Origin of the sequence: Xanthomonas massiliensis (genome assembly GCF_900018785.1) — a bacterium.
Taxonomy (GTDB): Bacteria; Pseudomonadota; Gammaproteobacteria; order Xanthomonadales; family Xanthomonadaceae; genus Xanthomonas_B; species Xanthomonas_B massiliensis.
Map to the genome: position 1 here is coordinate 184,736 of NZ_FCOY01000007.1, position 20,174 is coordinate 204,909.

At 71.1% G+C, this 20,174-nt stretch carries 16 protein-coding genes; 10 read left to right on the forward strand and 6 right to left on the reverse strand.

The genetic code is table 11. The annotated features are described in order from the left end of the window. Window positions 1–111 precede the first annotated feature (111 nt). Complete coding sequence (locus BN3794_RS10990; protein WP_066097376.1) at window positions 112–816, forward strand: response regulator; 705 nt, start codon at window positions 112–114, stop codon at window positions 814–816. On the opposite strand, the gene recO is transcribed toward BN3794_RS10990, so the two are convergent. From recO to hisN, 3 genes are all read right to left on the reverse strand, one after another. Continuing rightward, window positions 817–1,542, reverse strand: a complete 726-nt coding sequence (gene recO / locus BN3794_RS10995; protein ID WP_066097377.1) for a DNA repair protein RecO — start codon at window positions 1,540–1,542, stop codon at window positions 817–819. Window positions 1,543–1,761: 219 nt separating this feature from the next. Beyond that, complete coding sequence (locus tag BN3794_RS11000; RefSeq protein ID WP_066097378.1) at window positions 1,762–3,921, reverse strand: phosphocholine-specific phospholipase C; 2,160 nt, start codon at window positions 3,919–3,921, stop codon at window positions 1,762–1,764. 4 nt (window positions 3,922–3,925) lie between these two features. Continuing rightward, window positions 3,926–4,684, reverse strand: coding sequence for a histidinol-phosphatase (hisN, locus tag BN3794_RS11005; RefSeq protein WP_201455272.1), 759 nt, complete (start codon window positions 4,682–4,684; stop codon window positions 3,926–3,928). Between the two features lie 244 nt (window positions 4,685–4,928). On the opposite strand from hisN, the gene BN3794_RS11010 reads away from it, so the two are divergent. The 9 genes from BN3794_RS11010 to BN3794_RS11050 all read left to right on the forward strand — a co-directional run bounded on the left by BN3794_RS11010 (window position 4,929) and on the right by BN3794_RS11050 (window position 18,106). Continuing rightward, on the forward strand, window positions 4,929–5,945 hold the full coding sequence (locus BN3794_RS11010; protein WP_201455273.1) for an ABC transporter substrate-binding protein: 1,017 nt from the start codon (window positions 4,929–4,931) through the stop codon (window positions 5,943–5,945). Continuing rightward, window positions 5,942–6,976, forward strand: coding sequence for an ABC transporter ATP-binding protein (locus tag BN3794_RS11015; RefSeq protein WP_066097381.1), 1,035 nt, complete (start codon window positions 5,942–5,944; stop codon window positions 6,974–6,976). The genes BN3794_RS11010 and BN3794_RS11015 overlap by 4 nt, the downstream gene beginning before the upstream one ends. After that, window positions 6,973–8,679, forward strand: a complete 1,707-nt coding sequence (locus tag BN3794_RS11020; RefSeq protein ID WP_078059721.1) for an ABC transporter permease subunit — start codon at window positions 6,973–6,975, stop codon at window positions 8,677–8,679. Before BN3794_RS11015 ends, BN3794_RS11020 begins: the two co-directional genes overlap by 4 nt. Then, window positions 8,669–9,436 (forward strand): DeoR/GlpR family DNA-binding transcription regulator, encoded by a 768-nt coding sequence (locus BN3794_RS11025; RefSeq protein ID WP_066097382.1) that lies wholly within the window; start codon window positions 8,669–8,671, stop codon window positions 9,434–9,436. Before BN3794_RS11020 ends, BN3794_RS11025 begins: the two co-directional genes overlap by 11 nt. Window positions 9,437–9,487: 51 nt before the next feature. After that, the gene (locus tag BN3794_RS11030; RefSeq protein ID WP_066097383.1) at window positions 9,488–10,867 is read left to right on the forward strand and encodes an ethanolamine ammonia-lyase subunit EutB; all 1,380 of its coding nucleotides are present in this window, start codon (window positions 9,488–9,490) and stop codon (window positions 10,865–10,867) included. After that, entirely contained in the window at window positions 10,864–11,673 is an 810-nt protein-coding gene (gene eutC, locus BN3794_RS11035; RefSeq protein WP_066097384.1) for an ethanolamine ammonia-lyase subunit EutC, read from the forward strand. The genes BN3794_RS11030 and eutC overlap by 4 nt, the downstream gene beginning before the upstream one ends. Before the next feature lie 145 nt (window positions 11,674–11,818). Next, window positions 11,819–14,827 carry a TonB-dependent receptor gene (locus tag BN3794_RS11040; protein WP_066097385.1) on the forward strand — a complete coding sequence of 1,003 codons (3,009 nt, stop codon included), beginning with the start codon at window positions 11,819–11,821 and terminating at the stop codon, window positions 14,825–14,827. Between the two features lie 104 nt (window positions 14,828–14,931). Further along, entirely contained in the window at window positions 14,932–16,884 is a 1,953-nt protein-coding gene (locus BN3794_RS11045; RefSeq protein WP_425476722.1) for a CocE/NonD family hydrolase, read from the forward strand. Window positions 16,885–17,017: 133 nt separating this feature from the next. Then, complete coding sequence (locus BN3794_RS11050) at window positions 17,018–18,106, forward strand: glycoside hydrolase family 76 protein (protein ID WP_147675753.1); 1,089 nt, start codon at window positions 17,018–17,020, stop codon at window positions 18,104–18,106. A gap of 80 nt (window positions 18,107–18,186) precedes the next feature. On the opposite strand, the gene era is transcribed toward BN3794_RS11050, so the two are convergent. The 3 genes from era to BN3794_RS11065 are packed head-to-tail and all read right to left on the reverse strand — an operon-like array spanning window position 18,187 to window position 20,172. Further along, window positions 18,187–19,089 carry a GTPase Era gene (gene era, locus BN3794_RS11055; protein ID WP_066097388.1) on the reverse strand — a complete coding sequence of 301 codons (903 nt, stop codon included), beginning with the start codon at window positions 19,087–19,089 and terminating at the stop codon, window positions 18,187–18,189. Further along, window positions 19,089–19,769 carry a ribonuclease III gene (gene rnc / locus BN3794_RS11060; protein WP_066098808.1) on the reverse strand — a complete coding sequence of 227 codons (681 nt, stop codon included), beginning with the start codon at window positions 19,767–19,769 and terminating at the stop codon, window positions 19,089–19,091. The genes era and rnc overlap by 1 nt, the downstream gene beginning before the upstream one ends. After that, the gene (locus BN3794_RS11065; protein ID WP_425476716.1) at window positions 19,759–20,172 is read right to left on the reverse strand and encodes a DUF4845 domain-containing protein; all 414 of its coding nucleotides are present in this window, start codon (window positions 20,170–20,172) and stop codon (window positions 19,759–19,761) included. Before BN3794_RS11065 ends, rnc begins: the two co-directional genes overlap by 11 nt. Window positions 20,173–20,174: the final 2 nt, after the last annotated feature.

Sequence of the window (20,174 nt, forward strand, 5' to 3'; positions counted from 1 at the left end):
ACGGCTGCGGGCGGAAGGGGCGGGCATTGTCGCAGATGCACGCGCCGGCGGCGCTTGCCCGGCACCGGCGGGGACGGCAAGCTTGCCGCACACCGGCATGGAGCCACCCGCATGAACGACACCGCGCCCGCGCCCCGCGTCCTGCTGGTCGAGGACGACCCGGTCAGCCGCAGCTTCCTGCAGGCGGTGCTGGAATCGGCCGCCGCGCAGGTGGCCACCGCCGAGACCGCGCAGGCCGCCCTGCTGCACGCGCGCGGCCAGGCCTTCGACCTGTGGCTGATCGACGCCAACCTGCCGGACATGCGCGGCGAGGCATTGCTCTCGAGCCTGCGCGCGCACTGGCCCGGCGCGGTGGCGCTGGCCCATACCGCCGACAGCTCGGCGGACATGCGCCGGCGCCTGCTCGCCGCCGGCTTCGCCGAGGTGCTGGTCAAGCCACTGGCGCCGGGCGCGCTGCTGCAGGCGCTGGCGCGCTACCTGGCCGTGCATCCGGACCCTTCGCCGATGATGTTGCCGGACTGGGACCGGCGTGCCGCGATCCGCGCGCTCAACGGCCAGGAAACGCACCTGGACGCGTTGCGCGGGCTGTTCCTGGGCGAGCTGCCGGCCGTGCGCCGGGCGGTGCGGGACGCGGTCGCGCGCGGCGACGAGGCGGCCTTGCGCCAGCAGGTGCACCGGCTGCTGGCCAGCTGTGGCTTCGTCGGCGCGGCGCGCCTGGCCGCCGCCGCCCGCGCCCTGCAGGCCGCGCCGGGCACGACGCGGCGGCTGGAGGAATTCGACCGGGCGGCGGACACGCTGCTGCAGGGCGGGCCCTGATCATCCCCGCTGCGCCAGCGCCTCCAGCATCTCCCAGGAGTTGAGCCCGCGCCCGCCCAGGTGGTGCAGCAACCAGCCGCGCATGCCGCGGCGCAGGGCCGGCATGTCCGCGGCCGGCGGCGGCGCGCCGGCGGCCGCCAGGGCCAGCAGCGCGCGCCCGGTGGGCAGGTCGCGCCGCTCGCCGCCGCCGCGTTCGCTCAGCACCCGCCGCGGCCCCTCGGCCGGATCGAGCCGGTAGCGCGCGGCCGGATCGACCGGCTGGCCATCGACGTCGTGCTCCAGGTCGAAGCCCACGCCCAGCGCCTGCAGCACCTCGTACTCGAACATGCGCAACGGCCAGGCCAGCGCCTGCCCGTCACCGAGCCGGGCGCGGATGCGCGCGTAGGCGGCATAGACCTCCGGCAGCGGATCCTGGCGCGGCAGCAGGCGCAGCATCAGCTCGTTGACGTAGAAGCCGGACAGCATCGCCGCCCCGGCCGGGCGCGGCGCCGCATCCAGCGCCTCGGCGGCACGCAGCTGGGCCAGCTCGCCGCGCTGGACGGCGGCCAGCCGGACCCACTGCAATGGCTGCAGCGCCGCGCGCAGCGCCTGCCGGCGCGGTCCCTGCACGCCCCGCGCCAGCAGCCCCAGGCGCCCGTGCCGCAGCGACAGGACCTCCACCAGCAGGCTGGTCTCGCGCCAGGGGCGTACGTGCAGCACGAACGCCGGCTCGTCGTCGATGCGCATGGGAAACAGGATCCAGGAGACAGGGGCCGTCCGCGGGAATGATGCCAGCCCCTGCCGGCGACGGCAGCGCCGGGGCACGACGCCCTGCAGGCGCGGTGCGGGATTCTGCCGGGCGGCCGCCGCCTGTCGGTCCCCCGGCAGAAGGCAGGCCACCGCTGCGCCACGCTGGCGCCTTCCCGTCGCGCGACCGGGGCGCCTGCGTCCGGATCGCCGGCGGGCTCAGGCCGGCAGGTGCGGCCGGCGCGGGCCCGGATCGCTGGTGGAGGTGCCGCCGTTCTCCAGGTGCCCGGCATAGCGGCGCAGGAAGCCCGGGCGCGACGGCAGGGTCACCGCGATGTCGTGCCAGCCGTGATGCGCGGCCGTATCCAGCGCCACGAGTTGCCGCTGTCCCGGCTGCAGCTGCAGTTCCCGCGCGCCGCCCTCGTCGTAGGCATCGTCGATGCGCACCAGGAGCGGCACGTCGCCCTGGTTGGCCAGCTGCACCTCGGCCACCAGGCGGGAAGCGTCGGGCTGGCGCAGGCAGGCTTCCAGGCCGGCGATGCCCCCCGCGTCCCCGTCCGTATCGCGGATCTCCGCCAGGGAACCGTTGGGGCCGTAGAGGCGCAATGCGTAGCCGCCGGGGTGCAGCTCCCAGGTGTCCGCGATGCGCTTGCCCGCCGAGACGGCATAGCGCCGCGGCGGCGACTGCGGCTGTAGCGCGTCGTGGATGTAGAACGCCACCCCGGTTCCGCCCGGGTTGTCGATCGCCACCTCGAGCCGCCCCTCGGGGGTCAGCCGCGGCGTGGTGGACCACCGGTAAGGCAGGGCGCGCGCCGGGCGCAGCCCGGCCGCCTGGACCGGCATCTCGCCCTGCGCCGGCACCTGCAGGGGTTGCGGCTGCAGCGGTTGCGGCGGCGCCGGCGCCAGGCGCGGGCGCAGCGGCCGCTGCCGGCGGGTGAAGTCGAAGGCGCTGGTCAGGTCCCCGCATATCGAGCGCCGCCAGGCACCGATGTTGGGCTCCATCACGCCGAAGCGGGCCTCGAGGAAGCGGATCACCGAGGTGTGGTCGAAGGTCTGCGAGCACACCCAGCCGCCCGTGGACCACGGCGAGATGACCAGCATCGGCACGCGCGGCCCCAGGCCCACCGGCTGCCGGCCGCCCGGGTCGGCGCCGGGGACCAGCGGGTTGCGCGCCCGCGGGAAGCGGTCCAGATCCAGGATGTCCTGCTCCAGCGCGCCGGCCAGGTCCTCCGATACCAGGCCGGGGCCGTTCGGGCGGCTCTCCAGCGGCGGCATGGGCGGGACGACGTGGTCGAACAGGCCGTCGTTCTCGTCGTAGTTGATCAGCAGTACGGTCTTGCTCCAGACCTCGGGATCGGCGGTCAGCGCATCGAGGACGCGGTCGATGTAGTACGCGCCGTCGTCCTGGCTGGCGGCGGGATGCTCGCAGTACTTGAAGGGCGCCACGACCCAGCTGACCTGCGGCAGGCGGCCCGCCAGCACGTCCTGGCGCATCTGCCCCAGGTCGCGGTCGGTGGTGCCGCGGCGCACCAGCTCGCCGTCGGGATCGGCGCCCTCCTGGACCTGGTAGGCCGCGAAGAACTCCAGCGAGTTGTCGGTGTAGTTGTCCGTGGGCGAGCCGGGCTCGCCGGTGCCGCCCTGGTACACCCGCCACGAGATGCCGGCCTGCTGCAGGCGCTCGGGGTAGGTGGTCCACGAATAGCCGTTGTGCCCGGCGCGCTCTTCCAGGCCCGGGCCGTTGCCGCGGGGACCGAGCACGTTCCCGGTGTCGCAGGTGCCCGACCACAGGTAGATGCGGTTGATCGCGGTATCCGAGTGCGCCGAGCAGAAATAGCTGTCGCACAGGGTGAAGGCTTCGGCCAGCGCGGTGTGGAACGGCAGGTCCCCCGCGTCCAGGTAGCCCATCGTCAACGGGTCCTGCTTCTGGGTGACCCAGTCGTCCCAGCGGCCCAGGTTCCAGGCCTGGTGGCCCGAACTCCAGCCATGGTCGGTGCTGTCGAAATGGCTGCCGGAGCGCGCCACGTCGATGTGGAAGGGCAGTACGGACGGCGCGCGGGGATCGACCCCGCGCGGCTTGAACGCGTCGGTGCGCACCCGGGCGTTGGGCTGGTGCCACACGCTGGTGCCGTCGGGCAGCAGCGCCGGCCGCGGGTCGCCGAAGCCGCGCACGCCGGCCAGGCCGCCGAAATAATGGTCGAACGAGCGGTTCTCCTGCATCAGGATGACCACGTGTTCGACATCGGCCAGGGTGCCGGTCTGCCCGCCCGGGGGAATGCTCAGCGCGCGGGCGATGCTGTCGGGAATGCGGCCTGCCGCCAGCGCCGCGCCGAGGCTGCCCCCGGCCATTTTCAGGAAACGTCGGCGCGCGCGGGAATCCATGGCGTCACCCTACCTCGGACAGCAGGTCCAGCGCCTGGCGGTGCAGTTCCGGCGAGGCCGCCGCCACCACGCGCCCGCCGCTTCCCAGGCCCAGCGCGTTGCCCTGCCAATCGCTGATCACCCCGCCGGCGGCCTCGATCACCGGCACCAGGGCAAGGTAGTCGTAGGGTTTGAGGTCGGCCTCCACGACCAGGTCGACATGCCCGGACGCCAGCAGCGCGTAGCTGTAGCAGTCCCCGCCGAAGCGGCGCCCGGCGACGGCCGCGCTGACCCGCTCGAAGGCGTCGCGCTCCGCGCCCTGGAAGATGTCCGGCGAGGTGGCATAGAGCGTGGCCTGGCCCAGCGCGGTGCAGCCGCTGCTGCGGCAGGCGTGGCCGTTGAGCCAGGCCCCGCGCCCCTTCATGCCCATCCAGCGCTCGCCCAAGACGGGCATGTCGACCAGGCCGAACACCGGCGTGTCATCGCAGGAGAACGCGATCAGGGTGCCCCACAGGGGCCAGCCGCTGATGAAGCTGCGGGTGCCGTCGATCGGGTCGAGCGTCCAGACGCATCGCGCCCCGACGTTGTTCTTGCCGTGCTCCTCGCCAAAGATCCCGTGGTCGGGCCAGCGCTGGCGGATCGATTCCCGCAGCAGGGTCTCCACCTCGCGGTCCACCCGGGTGACCGGGCTGTGGTCTTCCTTGAGCTTCACGTCCAGGCGCTGGCGGAAGCCGGCCAGCGAGAGCCGCCGCGCCTTGTCGGCCACGTCTGCGGCGAAGTGCATGAGGTCTTCTGCGTCGATCCCCGTCGGGGGCAATGTGTCCATCGGTTACGCCTTGGATCCAGGGGAAAAAGCGCCTGCAGGGGGAGCACGCGGCAGCGGATTCTGCCCTCGAAATCCACAAATTTGCAAATTTCCCCAAATTGACACAATCTCGACCCATGCTGCATGGACCAAGCGGCCGTCGCGGTTGTCCGCAGCGGCAGGCAGGCTTGGCGTTCCCACTATCGAATCCCGGGTTCGGCCGGTGAAGGGTGTCGTGATGCACGTGTTTGCTCGATGGGTCGTTCTGGTCCTGGCCTGCTGGATCTGCCTGCCCGCGCGGGCCGGGGAAATCACGGTCTACACCGCGTTGGAGAACGACGAGGTCACGACCTACCTGGCCGCCGCCCGCAAGGCGCTGCCGGACGTGCGGATCAAGGTGATGCGCCTGTCCACCGGCGACCTGGCCGCGCGCGTGCTGGCCGAATCGGCGCACCCGCACAACGACGTGATCTGGGGCGAGGCGCTCACCGAGATGCTCGACCCGCGCATCCTGGGCCTGCTCCAGCCGGCCACGCTCGCGCAGGTGCAGGCGTTGCCGGGGCGCTACCGCAGCGCCGGCAACGTCTGGTTCGCGCCCACCGGCTACGCCACCGCCCTGTGCGTCAACACCCAGGCCCTGGCCAGTGCGCACTTGCCGGTCCCGCGGACCCTGCAGGACCTGACCCTGCCGGCCTACAAGGGCCAGGTGGTGATGCCCAACCCGCGGTCCTCCGGTGCCGGCTACATGGTGGTGGCCGGGGTCCTCGCCCAGGCCGGGCAGGACAAGGGCTGGACCAAGCTGAAGGCGCTCGCGGCCAACGTAGCGCAGTACACCGACACCGGCTCGCGGCCGTGCAAGATGGTGCGCACCGGCGAGTACGCCATCGGCATCTCCTTCGACCTGGTCGCGCTGCAGGCGATCAAGCAGGGCTTCCCCATCCGGATGGTCATCCCGGCCGACAGCGCCGGCTACGAGCTCGAGGCCTCCGGCCTGATGAAGGGGGCGGCCAACCCGGCCGACGCCAAGCGCTTCCTGGACTGGACCGCCTCGCCCCAGGCGGCGGTGCTGTACCGCCAGTACAAGAGCATCGTCGCGGCCATGCCGCAGCCCACCGCCGAGCAGGTGCGCATGGGCCTGCCGGCCGACTTCATGCAGCGCCTGCCGGCCATCGATTTCCGCGCCGAGGCCCGCCAGCGCGCCGGCGTGGTCCAGCGCTGGCAGCAAGAGATCCAGCGATGAACCGTGCGCAGGACCAGGACGGCACCTACCTGCACGTCGAGGACGTCAGCAAGGCCTTCGGCGGCCAGCACGTGCTCGACCGGGTGGGATTCAGCGCCGGCGACAGCGACTTCGTCTGCCTGCTCGGGCCCAGCGGCTGCGGCAAGACCACGCTGCTGCGCATCATCGCCGGCCTGCTCGAGTGCGATGCGGGACGGATCCGGCTGGGCGAGCGCGACGTCACCGCCCTGCCGCCGCAGGCACGCGGCTTCGGCATCGTGTTCCAGTCCTATTCGCTGTTCCCCAACATGACCGCGGCGCAGAACATCGGCTACGGCATGCGCCTGCGCGCCACGCCCGCGCGCGTGATCCAGCAGCGCACCCGCGAACTGCTGGAACTGGTGCAACTGCCCGAGGCCGGCGACAAGCTGCCCGCCGCGCTCTCCGGCGGCCAGCAGCAGCGCATCGCCCTGGCGCGCGCGCTGGCGGTGGAACCCTCGCTGCTGCTGCTCGACGAGCCGCTGTCGGCACTGGACGCACGGGTGCGGCAGCAGCTGCGCGGCGAGCTCCGGCAGGTGCAGCGCAGCCTGGGCATCCCCACGGTCATGGTCACGCACGACCAGCAGGAGGCCCTGAGCATGGCCGACCTGGTCGTCTGCCTCAACGCCGGGCGCGTCGAGCAGGCCGGGACTCCCCAGCAGGTCTACCGCCAGCCGCGCACGCGCTTCGCCGCGCAACTGGTCGGCGACGCCAACCTGATCGAGACCGAGTGGGTCCGCCAGGTCTGGCCGGAGCTGCTGGCCACGCGTCCCGAGGGCGCCGATGCCGCGTACTTCGCCTGCATCCGGCCGGAGGACCTGCTCATCGAAACGGCGCCGGCCGGCGATGCCCGCGTCGTGGCGACCCGCTACCTGGGCAACGTGTTCCGCCAGGACGTGGCGTGGCGCGGCCGGACGCTGCAGTGCGAGCGGCATGCCGACCAAGCCCCGCCCACCGGCGCCGCCTGCACCCTCTCGCTGCGTCCGGGGCACTGCTGGTGGGTCGCCGCATGAGCGCCCGGCCGCTGTCGCCGACGCCCGTGCTGCCGGTCCTGGTCCACCGGCCCTGGCTGCAGCGCACCGCCCGCACGCTGGGCGGCGCGTTGCCGGTCGGCATGATGCTGCTGTTCCTGGTCTACCCGCTGGCGGTCATCGCCTGGGGCAGCCTGCACGGCGGCGACCAGGCCGGCCTGAGCCTGGACAACTACCGCAGGCTGTGGCGGGAGCCCGGCATCGGCCAGGCCGCCTGGCACAGCGTGGCGATGGCCGCCACCACCACCGCGCTGGTCGTCGCCGCCGCCCTGGTGCTGGCGACCACCTTCAAGCGTTCGCGCGTGCTCGGGCGCGGCGCGATCGCCGCGATCATGCTGCTGCCGATGCTCGCACCCTCGCTCATGCAGGGCCTGGGGCTGATCTTCCTGCTCGGGCGCAACGGCCTGCTGCACCGGCTGTTCGGCCTGCAGACCGACATCTACGGCTTCTCCGGCCTGGTGCTGGCCAACGCCCTGTACACCCTGCCGCAGGCGGCGCTGATCATCGGCACCGCGATGGAGCGCACCGACCACCGCCACTACGACGCCGCGCGCACGCTGGGCGCCTCGCCGTGGCGGCAGTTCCGCGACATCACCCTGCCGCAAGCGCGCTACGGGATCCTGGCCGCGGCGCTGGTGGTGTTCAGCGTGTCCATCACCGATTTCGGCAACGCGATCGTGCTCGGCGGGCCCTACCGCGTCCTGGCCAACGAGATCTACGACCAGGTCTCCGGCCAGATGGATTTCAACATGGGCGCGGCGGTCGGCCTGATCCTGCTGGTGCCGGCGGTGGCGTGCGTGCTGGTGGAACGCGCCACCGCCCGCGCCGCCGGCGGCATCTCCGAGCACGCCCGCGCCGGCGAGGTGGTGGCGGACCGGCGCCGGGACTGGCTGCTGGGCCTGGCCAGCGCGGTGCTGGCGCTGGCGGTGCTCGCGGTCTTCGCCACGGTGGTGTACGCGAGCGTGGTCAAGGTCTGGCCCTACGACCTCGGGCTGACCCTGGCGCACTACCGGACCGACCTGCCGGAGGGCTACGCGCCGATCCTGACCTCGGCCAAGGTCGCGTGCATCACCGCGCTGGCCGGCACCGTGCTGGTCTTCCTGATGGCCTGGACCGTCAGGCGCGCCGGCACCGCGCTGGCGACCGTGCTGCACGTGCTCGCCACCCTGCCCGCGGCCATCCCCGGGCTGGTCATCGGCATCGCCTATCTGATGGCGTTCAACAACGGCCCGCTGGCCGACTGGCTGTACGGCAGCGTGTTCGTGGTGGCCGCCTGCAACCTGTACCACTACCACGCGCAGAGCTACCTGATGCTGTCCACCGGGCTGCGCAACGTTCCGCGCGCGCTGGAGGATGCGGCCGCCAGCCTCGGCGGCGGGGAACTGCGCCAGCTGCGCGACGTGATCCTGCCCTTCGCCTCGCCGGCGATGGCCACGGTGTTCTTCTTCCTGTTCATGCAGGCCATGGTGACCCTGTCGGCGGTGGTGTTCCTGGTCACCCCGGACCTGAGCCTGGCCTCAGTCGCGGTGATGCAGCTGGACTCCAACGGCTTCGTCTCCCAGGCCGCCGCCTATGCCACCTGCATCGCCGCCAGCGTGGCGCTGGCCTCGCTGGCGATGCGCCTGAGCGTGGCCCTGCTCGCCCGCCGTTCCAGCCACGGGAGTGCAACCGCCCATGTGGCATGAAGAGCGCTACAACCGCATCCGCCACCTGCTGGGGACGTCCGGGCAGGTCTCCGTGGAGCGCATCGTCGAGGAGCTCAAGGTCTCGCGCGAGACCGTGCGGCGCGACCTGCTGGCGCTGGAATCGCTCGGCGAGATCCAGCGCGTGCACGGCGGCGCGGTGCTGGTCGGCGAGGAGCCGCCCATCGACGTGCGCGCGGCCACCCGGGTCCGCGAGAAGCAGGCCATCGCGCGCGAGGTGGTGCGCCTGGTCGGCAATGGCCAGACCGTGTTCCTCGACGCCGGCACCACCACCTCGATCATCGCCGAGGCGCTGGCCGGCCTGCGCGGGCTGCTGGTGATCACCAACTCGCTGGCCGTGGCCAGGACCCTCGGCACCGGCCGGGCCGGGCAGCACGACAACCACGTGCACCTGCTCGGCGGCAGCTTCAACGCGGAACTGTCCTCCACCCACGGCGCGGCCACGGTGGCCGAGATCCAGCGCTACCAGGCCAACGTCGCCATCCTCTCGCCGGTCGGCATCGACGCCACCGCCGGGGCCAGCAGCCAGCTGCTCGAGGAGGCCGAGGTCGCCCGGGCGATGGCCGTCAACGCGCGCCACACCATCATCGCGGCCGACCACGCCAAGATCGGCCTGCGCAGCCGGGTGGCGTACTGCCCCTGCGACGCGATCGGCACCCTGGTCACCAATGGCCGCGCCCGGCAGGCCGCCGCCATGCACGGCGTGGCCCAGGCGGTGGCGGAGGTGGTGTATGCCTAGGCCACGCCGCCCGTTCCCGGCTCGGGCGCCGCTGGCCGGCAGGGGCGCGCCATGAACCATTTCTGCGACCTGGGCGTGCGGCGCTACCGGTTCGCCGGCCTGCGCGAGCTGCTCGCCAAGGCCAGCCCGCGACGCTCCGGCGACGAGCTCGCCGGCCTGGCCGCGCAGACCGAGGAGGAACGCGTGGCCGCGCGCATGGCCCTGGCGCAGGTGCCGCTGCGCCAGTTCCTGCAGGACGTGGTGGTCCCCTACGAGGACGACGATGTCACCCGCCTGATCATCGACAGCCACGACCCGGCCGCCTTCGCGCCGGTGGCCGAGCTGAGCGTGGGCCAGTTCCGGGACTGGCTGCTGGCCGCCGGCGAGCGCGAGCTGGTCGCCATCGCCGCCGGCGTGACCCCGGAGATGGCCGCGGCCGTCTCCAAGCTGATGCGCAACCAGGACCTGATCGCGGTCGCCCGCAAGCGCCCCGTCGTCACCGCTTTCCGCACCACCCTCGGGCTGCCCGGGCGCCTGTCCACGCGCCTGCAGCCGAACCACCCCACCGACGACCTGCGCGGCATCGCCGCCTCGATGCTGGACGGGCTGATGTACGGCTGCGGCGATGCCGTGGTCGGCATCAATCCGGCCACCGACGACCTGGCGGTGCACCATCGCCTGCTGTGCATGCTGGACGAGTTCCGCCAGCACTACGACGCGCCGCTGCAATCGTGCGTGCTGACCCACGTCACCGGCACCCTGGCGCTGATCGAGCAGGGTGCGCCGGTGGACCTGGTGTTCCAGTCCATCGCCGGGACCCAGGCCGCCAACGGCAGCTTCGGGATCACCCTGGACCTGCTGGCCGAGGCCCGGGACGCGGGCCGTTCGCTGGCGCGCGGCACGGTCGGCCAGCAGCTGATGTATTTCGAGACCGGCCAGGGCAGCGCCCTGTCCGCCGGGGCCCACCACGGGGTGGACCAGCAGACCTGCGAGGCGCGTGCCTACGCGGTGGCACGCGCGTTCGACCCGCTGCTGGTCAACACGGTCGTCGGCTTCATCGGCCCGGAATACCTCTACGACGGCAAGCAGATCATCCGCGCCGGGCTGGAGGACCATTTCTGCGGCAAGCTGCTCGGCCTGCCGATGGGCTGCGACATCTGCTACACCAACCACGCCGAGGCCGACCAGGACGACATGGACGCCCTGCTCACCCTGCTGGCGGCGGCGCGGGTGAACTTCGTCATGGGCGTGCCCGGCGCCGACGACATCATGCTCAATTACCAGAGCACCTCGTTCCACGACGCGCTGTACGCCCGGGAGGTGTTCGGCCTGCGCCGCGCGCCGGAATTCGAGGCCTGGCTGCAGCGCATGGGGATCACCGGCGCGCACGGGGCGTTGCAGGCGCGGCAGGCCTCGGCGCCGCTCGCGCTGGACTGGCAGGCATGGCCATGACCGAGCGCACGCCCTCGCGCCCGGCCAGCTGGCTGTCGTTGCGCCGCCTCACGCCCGCGCGCGTGGCGCTGGGGATGTCCGGCCAGGGCGGCCTGCCCACCCAGGCCCTGCTCGACTTCACCCTGGCCCATGCCCGGGCGCGCGATGCCGTGCACGCCACGCTGGACTGGGAGGCGCTGCACGCGCGATTCCACGCCATGGGGCTGCCCACCCTGGAGGTGGCCAGCGCGGCGGGCACGCGCGAGCACTACCTGCGCCGTCCCGACCTCGGCCGCCGCCTCGCCGACGATGCCACGCCCCGGCTGGAGGCGTACCGCCAGGCCGAGGACCGCCTGGTGATCGTGGTCGCCGACGGCCTGTCGTCGATCGCCGTGGCCCGCCATGCGTCGGCGCTGGTGGAGGCGCTGCGGCCGCTGCTGCCCGAAGCGCAGCAACCGGCGCTGGTGGTGCTGGCACGCCTGGGACGCGTGGCCATCGGCGATGCCGTCGCGCAGGCGCTGAAGGCGCGCATGGCGGTGGTGCTCATCGGCGAGCGGCCGGGGCTGACGACCACCGACAGCCTCGGCGCCTACCTCACCTGGCAGCCGCGCATCGGCTGCGACGACTCGATGCGCAACTGCATCTCCAACATCCATCCGGCCGGACTGGGCTATGCCGCCGCCGCCCGCATCGCGGCCGACACCCTCGCCCGTGCCTACCGCCAGAAGAAAAGCGGCGTGGCCCTGGATATCGACGGCACCGCGGAAGCGCTGCCGGCAAGTCCCGACGCACCACGACCGATCCCGCAAGACCTCGACAGTTCCTGATTCCCGCGTTCCCTGCAAGTCAACCGAGCTCCACCCCTTTGGGCACCCCGGCACGTGTCACGGGTTGTTGTTGCCTGGAGTTTCCCAGCCGCCAGCGCATGGACCCGCGCCCCCTCCCCCCTTCGACTTCCTCACAGCAAACGCCATGAACAGTCAACGACATCTCACGCTCTCGGCCCTCACGCTGGCCCTTTCCCTCTCCCTCAGCGCCCATCTGCACGCGCAGTCCACCGACGGCAGCATCGTCGGCCAGGTTCCGGTGGCCCCGGGCGAAACCGTCCTCATCCAGGGCAGCAACGGCCTCAACCGCGAAGTCGCCATCGACGCGCAGGGACGCTACAGCGCCACGGCCCTGCCGCTGGCGACCTACACCGTGACCCTGATGCGCGACGGCAAGGCCGTCGAATCCCGCAGCGGCGTGACCCTGCGCGTCGGTTCCGCCACCCAGGTGAGCTTCAGCGCCCCGTCCAGCCAGGCGACCACGCTGGAGGCGGTGACGGTCAAGGCCAGTTCCGTACCGTCCATCGACGTGACCAACGTCAGCTCCAGCACCGTCATCACCGCCGAGCAGATGGCCCGCCTGCCGCTGCAGCGCACCGCCGAGGCGGTGGCCCTGCTGGCGCCGGGCGCATCGCCCGGCAGCACGTACTTCACCGGCCCGTCCGGGCAGTCCCTGGTGTCCTTCAGCGGTTCCTCGGTCACCGAGAACGCCTACTACATCAACGGCATGAACACGACCGACCCGCTCAGCGGCTTCGGCGGCATCAGCCTGCCCTACGGCGCGGTCGCCCAGGAGGAAGTGCTCAGCGGCGGCTATTCCGCGCGCTACGGGCGCTCCGACGGCGGCGTCATCAGCCAGGTGGGCAAGAGCGGCACCGACACCTGGCACTTCGGCGGCCAGCTCCTGTGGCAGCCCGCGTCCACGCAGGCCGACGCGCGCAACATCTACTACCCGTATTCGGGCAGCAAGGGCGGGCAGATCTACCGGGCCGACGCCAAGAACAGCAGCTGGACGACCACCGCCAGCGGCTATGTCGGCGGACCGCTGATCAAGGACCGCCTGTTCGTCTTCGCCGCGGTCGAGGCGCAGCGCAAGGAAGGCAACAGCGTCAGCGACGTGACCTCCACCCAGACCAACACCCGCTACACCTACGAGGATCCCAAGGCGTACGTGAAGCTGGACTGGAACATCAACGACGCCAACATCCTGGAGCTCACCGGGGTCAAGCAGACCCACCGCTACACCGGCGACAAGTACGCCTTCGACTACGACGACCAGAGCACCGGCGCGTTCCTCGCCGACGACACCCTGGGCAAGACCAAGTCGGACATCTACGTCGCCAAGTACACCAGCTACATCACCGACAACCTCACCTTCAACGCCATGTACGGCAAGTCGCGGGTGAGCTACTACACCGGCGTGCCGGATTCCGGCGTGGACGGGCCGATCATCCGCGGCGCCGACCAGCAGAACCCGGCCTACCTGAGCGACGGCCAGTTCCGCACCAACGGCCAGACCATCGACGTGGTCGACAACCCCGACCACAAGTCCACCCTGGCCAACTTCCGCGCCAGCCTGAGCTACCAGCTCGGCAACCACGCCATCAGCGTCGGCATCGACAACCAGGATTCGCACGACATCAACGACGGGGCGACCATCGGCAGCGGCTACGAGCTGTGGTACGCCAAGGGCAGCGCGAGCTCCAACATCAGCGATTCGCCCTTCGTCGATGCCCCGGGCAACTATCCCGGCGGCGAGGACGGCTACTACGGCTACATCCGCAACTACTCCAATTCCGCCTCGGTGCGGGTCAAGCAGCGCGCGCAGTACATCGAGGACAACTGGCAGGTCACCGACAAGCTGCTGCTGCAGCTGGGCCTGCGCAACGACCAGTTCACCAACTACAACCCCGAAGGCGTCCCCTACCTGCGGCTGACCAAGCCGCAATGGGCCCCGCGCCTGGGCTTCGCCCTGGACGTGCACGGCGATTCCAGCCTGAAGGTGTACGGCAACGTCGGCCGCTACTACCTGGCCATGCCGGCCAGCGTGGCGCTGCGCACCGCGGCCGGCTCGCTGGCCACCAACCAGTACTTCACCTACACCGGCATCGACGCGGACGGCATGCCCACCGGCGTGACCTACATCGACTCGGCCACCGGCGGCGCGGTCTCGCCCAACGGCGAGTACGGCCAGGCGCCGGATCCCAAGACGGTCAGCGCCAAGAACATCAAGTCCGAGTACCAGGACGAGATGATCCTGGGCTTCGACCAGCACATCGGCGGCGCCTGGACCTGGGGCATGAAGGGCAGCGTGCGCAAGCTGCGCAATGCCCTGGACGACATCTGCGACAACCAGGCCATCGCCAATGCGGCCGCGGCCCAGGGCATCGACCTGGCCGACGTCGCCATCGGCAGCTGCTACCTGGCCAATCCCGGCCGCGCCAACGTGTACCAGCTCGCCACCGCCGACGGCGGCTACGCCGACGTCAAGGTCACCAACGCCGACTACGGCTTCAGCCACCTCAAGCGCAACTACTACGGCATCGACACCTACCTGGAGCATGCCTTCGACGGCAAGTGGTCCGGCCGCATCGACTACCTGTACTCGCGCAGCTACGGCAACAGCGAGGGACAGGTGCGCTCGGACATCGGCCAGTCGAGCGTGTCCGCCTCGCGCGACTGGGACTACGCCACGCTGATGGAATACGCCAACGGCGACCTGCCCAACGACCGCCGCCACCAGATCAAGCTGTACGGCTCCTACCAGCTCGCCCCGGAGTGGATGCTCTCGGCCAACGTCCTGGTGCAGTCCGGCACGCCCAAGAGCTGCCTCGGCCGCTACGGCACCGAGCAGAACGACCCGTCCGGCTACGGCAGCTACTACCACTACTGCGCCGGCCAGCCCAGCCGTCCCGGCGACAAGGGCCGCAACCCCTGGGAGGAGCTGCTCACCGTCAGCGCCGAGTACCGGCCGCTGTGGGCGGGCAAGCGCCTGGCCTTCAACGTGATGGTCTACAACCTGCTCAACCAGCAGCGCGCCGAGCAGGTCAGCTCGATCTACGGCAGCACCGACGCCGTCAGCGACAACTACGGCCAGGTCCTGTTCTACACCCAGCCGCGCTACGTCCGGTTCGGCGTCACCTACGACTTCTGACCGGCACCGGTACCGGCGGGGAGCCACAGAGCTCCCCGCCGGGACGTTGCGCACCGCATCCGCCCCCACCTCGCCAACGCCCGAGATCCCCCATGCCCCCCATCATCCGCACGACCGCCGCCGGCCTGCTGTTCGCCGGCCTGGTCGCCGCCATCGGAGCCGCGCCGGCACAAAGCCAGTACGACGCCCTGCCCAGCGAGTCGCCCGCGCAGTTCACCCAGGTCAGGCAGGACCAGTACCAGCGCCGCAGCGTCGACATCCCGATGCGCGACGGCACCACCCTGCACGCCTCGATCATGATCCCCGCCGGTGCCACCCATGCCGGCATCCTGCTCACTGTGACGCCCTACGACGCCGAAGGCATGAGCCACCGCGCCGACAGCCCGCACCTCGCCCCGACGATCAGCGGCTACGACACGCCGGCCGACATCGTGGTCGACGACGGCTACATCCGGGTGACCGTCGATGTGCGCGGCAAGAACGGTTCCAAGGGCGACTTCGTCATGAACCGGCCGTTGCGCGGCCCGCTCAACCCCACGCCCGTCGACGATGCGACCGACATCAACGACACCATTTCCTGGCTGGTCAAGAACATCCCGGAAAGCAACGGCAAGGTCGGCATCATCGGCATTTCCTACGACGGCTACGAGGCCCTGATGGCCGCCGTCGATCCCAATCCCGCGCTGAAGGTCGCCGTGCCCATCAACCCGATGGTCGATGGCTGGATGGGAGACGACTGGTTCCACTACGGCGCCTTCCGCCAGCAGATGCTGCCCTACATCTACGGGCAGGAACTGCCCCGCGGCAGCAACCTGTCCTGGTGGTCCGGCGACCGCGACGACTACGACCTGTACCTGAAGGCCGGCTCGGCCGGTGCCCTGGCCAAGGCCCGCGGCATGGACCAGCTCGGCTTCTGGAACAAGCTGGTCGCCCATCCCGCCTACGACGCCTTCTGGCAGGAACAGGCCGTGGACAAGCTGCTGGCCCGGCGCCCCCTGGCCGTGCCGATGATGCTGGTGCACTCGCTGTGGGACCAGGAAGACATCTACGGCGACATGGCCGTCTACCGCGCCCTGGCGGCGGCGCCCTCGTCCAGGGGCAAGCTGTTCCTGGTCATCGGTCCCTGGCGCCACGCCAAGACCTGGGAGGCCGCGCCCGACATCGGCAAGATCGACCTGGACATGTCCACCGGCGTGTGGTTCCGCCAGAACGTGCTGCGGCCGTTCCTGGCCCAGTACCTGAAGGACGATGCCCCCAAGGCCGACGTCGCGCCGGTCACCGCCTTCGTCACCGGCACCAACCGCTGGGAGCGCCTGCAGCGCTGGCCCCAGGCCTGCGCGGGCAAGTGCGCGCCGGAAAGCCGGCCGCTCTACCTGCACGCCGCCGGCGGCCTGGGCTTCGCCCCGCCCGCGCACGACGCCGCCCCCAGCGACAGCTATGTCTCCGATCCGGCCAAGCCGGTTCCCTACCGGATCCGGCCCATCCAGCCGTGGAGCCACGGCCGCCCGGACCAGGTGGAGTCGTGGCCCGAATGGCTGGTCGACGACCAGCGCCAGTTCGCCACCCGCACCGACGTGCTGACCTACGTGTCCGAGCCGCTGGAGCAGCCGCTGCGGATCGCGGGCGAGCCGGTGGTGCACCTGACCGCGGCCACCTCCGGCACGGACAGCGACTGGGTGGTGAAGCTGATCGACGTCTATCCCGACGAGGTCGCCGAGAAGCCTTCCATGGGCGGCTACCAGCTGGGCGTGGCCATGGACATCTTCCGCGGCCGCTACCGCACCAGCCTGGAGACCGCGCAGCCGATCGCATCCGGCACGCCGCTGCCCTACCGGTTCGCCCTGCCCACGTCCAACCACGTCTTCAAGAAGGGCCATCGGCTGATGGTGCAGATCCAGTCCAGCTGGTTCCCGCTCTACGACCGCAACCCGCAGACCTTCGTCGAGAACATCTTCCTGGCCCGCCCGGAGGACTACAAGCCGGCCACGCAGACCGTCTACCACTCGGCCGAACACCCCAGCTACATCGACCTGCCCATCGTGCCGGCCGGCGACTGACGCCACCCCGCCCCGGCCCCGGGACGCCGGCCCCGCACCGCCGGCGCACAGCCATCGAAGGAAACCCGTGAAAGCGTTCCTGTACCTGTGCGCCGGCCCCGCACCGCCGGCGCACAGCCATCGAAGGAAACCCGTGAAAGCGTTCCTGTACCTGTTGCTTTGCCTGCCCGGCGGGCTGTCCGCGATGGACACCGCCCGCGCCGGGACCACGGCCGCCTCGTCGGCATCGACCCAGGCCGCCCATGCGCATGACGCGATCGTGGCGCTGCAACGGCAATGGGGGCTGCAGCCGCCGGGCGGCCGCGACTGGTCCGGGACCAATGCCTGGCAGCGCGTCGAGATCGTCGAGGCGTTGCTCGACTACGGCGTGCTTTCCGGCGACCGCACCTTCATGCCGGTGGTCGAGGCCGGCGTCAGGTACCGCACCGGGCTGGAGGGCAACGACGACGACCTCTGGGCCGTGATCGCCGCCGTCCGGGTGCATGCCCTGGACGGCGATCCGGCGCTGCTCGCCTATGCCGAGGACAAGCAGCAGGAGATCGTGCGCGACTACTGGGACGGGCACTGCGGCGGCGGCCTGTGGTGGAACCATGCCAGGACCTACAAGAACGCCATCACCAACGAACTGCTGATCTACGCCTCGGCGCTGCTTTACCAGGCCACGCACAAGCAGGGCTACCTGGACCAGGCACGCAAGACCCTGGACTGGTTCAACGCCTCGGGCATGATCAACGCGGACCACCTGGTCAACGACGGCCTGGACGCCCGCTGCGCCAACAACGGCGAGACGGCCTACACCTACAACCAGGGCGTCATCCTGGGGGCGCTGGCGGAACTGTACGAGGCGACCGGCACGGCGGCCTATCTCGACCAGGCGGCGCAGCTGGCCCTGGCCTCGACCCGCTACAGCACCACGCCCGGCCACGTGCTGCACGAACCGGGGGATACGCTCAGCCAGGACGGACAGAGCTTCAAGGGCATCTACATCCGCCACCTGGCCCTGCTGGCCCCGCTGCTGCGCGACCCGGCGCAGCGCCGCACGCTGGAAACCTTCATCCAGGACAACGCCCGCCGGGTCTGGGAAACCCGGGACCGGCGCAGCGGGCGCCTGGATGCCTACTGGGACGGCGAGGGCACGGCCTACGGCGCCGCGGCCCAGGGCAGCGGCATCGATGCGTTCAACGCCGCGATGGCCATCCAGGACAAGCGGGACATCCAGTAGCACCCGGCTGCCAGAACCCGGCTGCGCCGCCCGGGCCCGGGCGGCGGCCGCGCCCCGGCGGCCGCGCGCGGCCGAGGCGATTATTCGTAGCCGAACGCCTTCAGCGCGGCCTCGTCGTCGGACCAGCCCTCGCGCACGCGCACCCAGGTCTCCAGGAACACCTTGGCGCCGAACAGCCGCTCCATCTGCTGGCGCGCCTTGGCGCCGATCTCCTTCAGGCGGGTGCCGCCCTTGCCGATGACGATCGCCTTCTGGCCCTCGCGCTCGACCCAGATCACCGCGCCGATGCGCAGCAGGTTGCCGTCCTCGGCGAAACGCTCGATCTCCACCGTGGTCGCGTACGGCAGCTCCTTGCCGAGCTGGCGCATCAGCTGCTCGCGCACCAGCTCGCCGGCCAGGAAGCGCTGGCTGCGGTCGGTGATCTCGTCCTCGTCGTACAGCGGCGGCGCCTCGGGCAGCAGGGCCAGCACGTCCTTCACCAATGCCTCCAGGCCCTTGCGCTTGAGCGCCGAGACCGGGTGCACCGCGGCGAACTGCCGGTCCTCGCTGACCTGCGCCAGGAACGGCAGCAGCTCGCCCTTGTCCTTGAGGCGATCGACCTTGTTGACCACCAGCACCACCGGGATGCCGGCGTCGTGCAGCACCTTCCAGGCCAGCGTGTCCTCCTCGTCCCAGCGCCCGGCCTCGATCACCATCAACGCCGCATCCACGCCTTCCAGCGCGCTGCGCGCGGTGCGGTTCATCACCCGGCTCATCGCCGAGGCCTTGAACTTGCCCTGTTGGCGATGCAGGCCCGGGGTGTCCACCAGCGCGATCTGCCCGGCCGGGAAGCTGGCGATGCCGAGCAGGCGGTGGCGCGTGGTCTGCGGGCGGTTGGAAACGATGCTGACCTTGGCGCCGACCAGCGCGTTGATCAGCGTGGACTTGCCGACGTTCGGCCGGCCGATCACGGCGACACTGCCGCTGTGGTAGGGCTCGCTCATCACTTGGACTCCAGTTGCTGCAGGACCGCCGCGGCGGCGTGCTGCTCGGCCAGGCGGCGCGAACCGCCTTCGCCCTCGGCGCTGACGGCCGGCACGGCCAGGCTGCAGCGCACGCGGAATTGCTTGGCATGGTCGTCGCCGCTCTCGGCGATCAGCTCGTAGCTGGGCAGCACGTGCTGGCGCTTCTGCAGCCATTCCTGCAGGCGCGTCTTGGCATCCTTCTCCGGCTTGCCGTCCGGCAGCAGGGTCGCCAGCAGCGGCTCGAACCACGGCAGCACCACCTTGCGGCAGGTCTCGAAATCGCTGTCCAGGTAGATCGCGGCGACCACCGCCTCCACCGCGTCGGCCAGGATCGAGTCGCGGCGGAAACCGCCGGACTTGAGCTCGCCCGGCCCCAGCGTCAGGCGCTCACCCAGCTGCAGCTCGCGGGCGATCACGGCCAGCGCCGACTCGCGCACCAGTTCGGCGCGGGCGCGGGTGAGCGTGCCCTCGTCGGCCCGCGGCCAGCGCCGGTACAGCATGTCGGCGACGAAGTGGTTGACCAGGCTGTCGCCGAGGAATTCCAGGCGTTCGTTGTGCGGGGTGCCGGCGCTGCGGTGGGTCAGCGCCTGCGCCAGCAGCGCCGGATCGGCGAAGACGTGGCCGATCCGGTCGCCGCGCTGGAAGGGCCTACTGGTCACCGCCACCGTGCCGCGTCAGGTTCTGGGTGGCGTCGAACTTGCCCACCACGTCCAGGTTGGCCACCAGCGGGCGGCGCACCTCGTAGGACACGTGCATCGCGTAGCCGCCGTCGACATGGTCGAACTTGACGTCCTCGGGCTTCACGTTTTCGGAATAGTTGATGTACAGGCGCCGGAAGAACAGGTCCTGGAGCTTGGACGGGTCCATGTCCGCGCTGCCCGGCTCGTTGGCCAGCCCCTTCATCGCCGTGCGTACCGCGTAGTACTCCTGGTACATCGGGAACAGCTTCATGCCGATGTACAGGGCGAAGCCGACCACGGCCAGCACCACCACGAAGGACACCAGCGTCATCCCTTGCTGCTTGCGATTCATCGTTTCTCCCCGGCCGGTCGCCGCCGGCATGC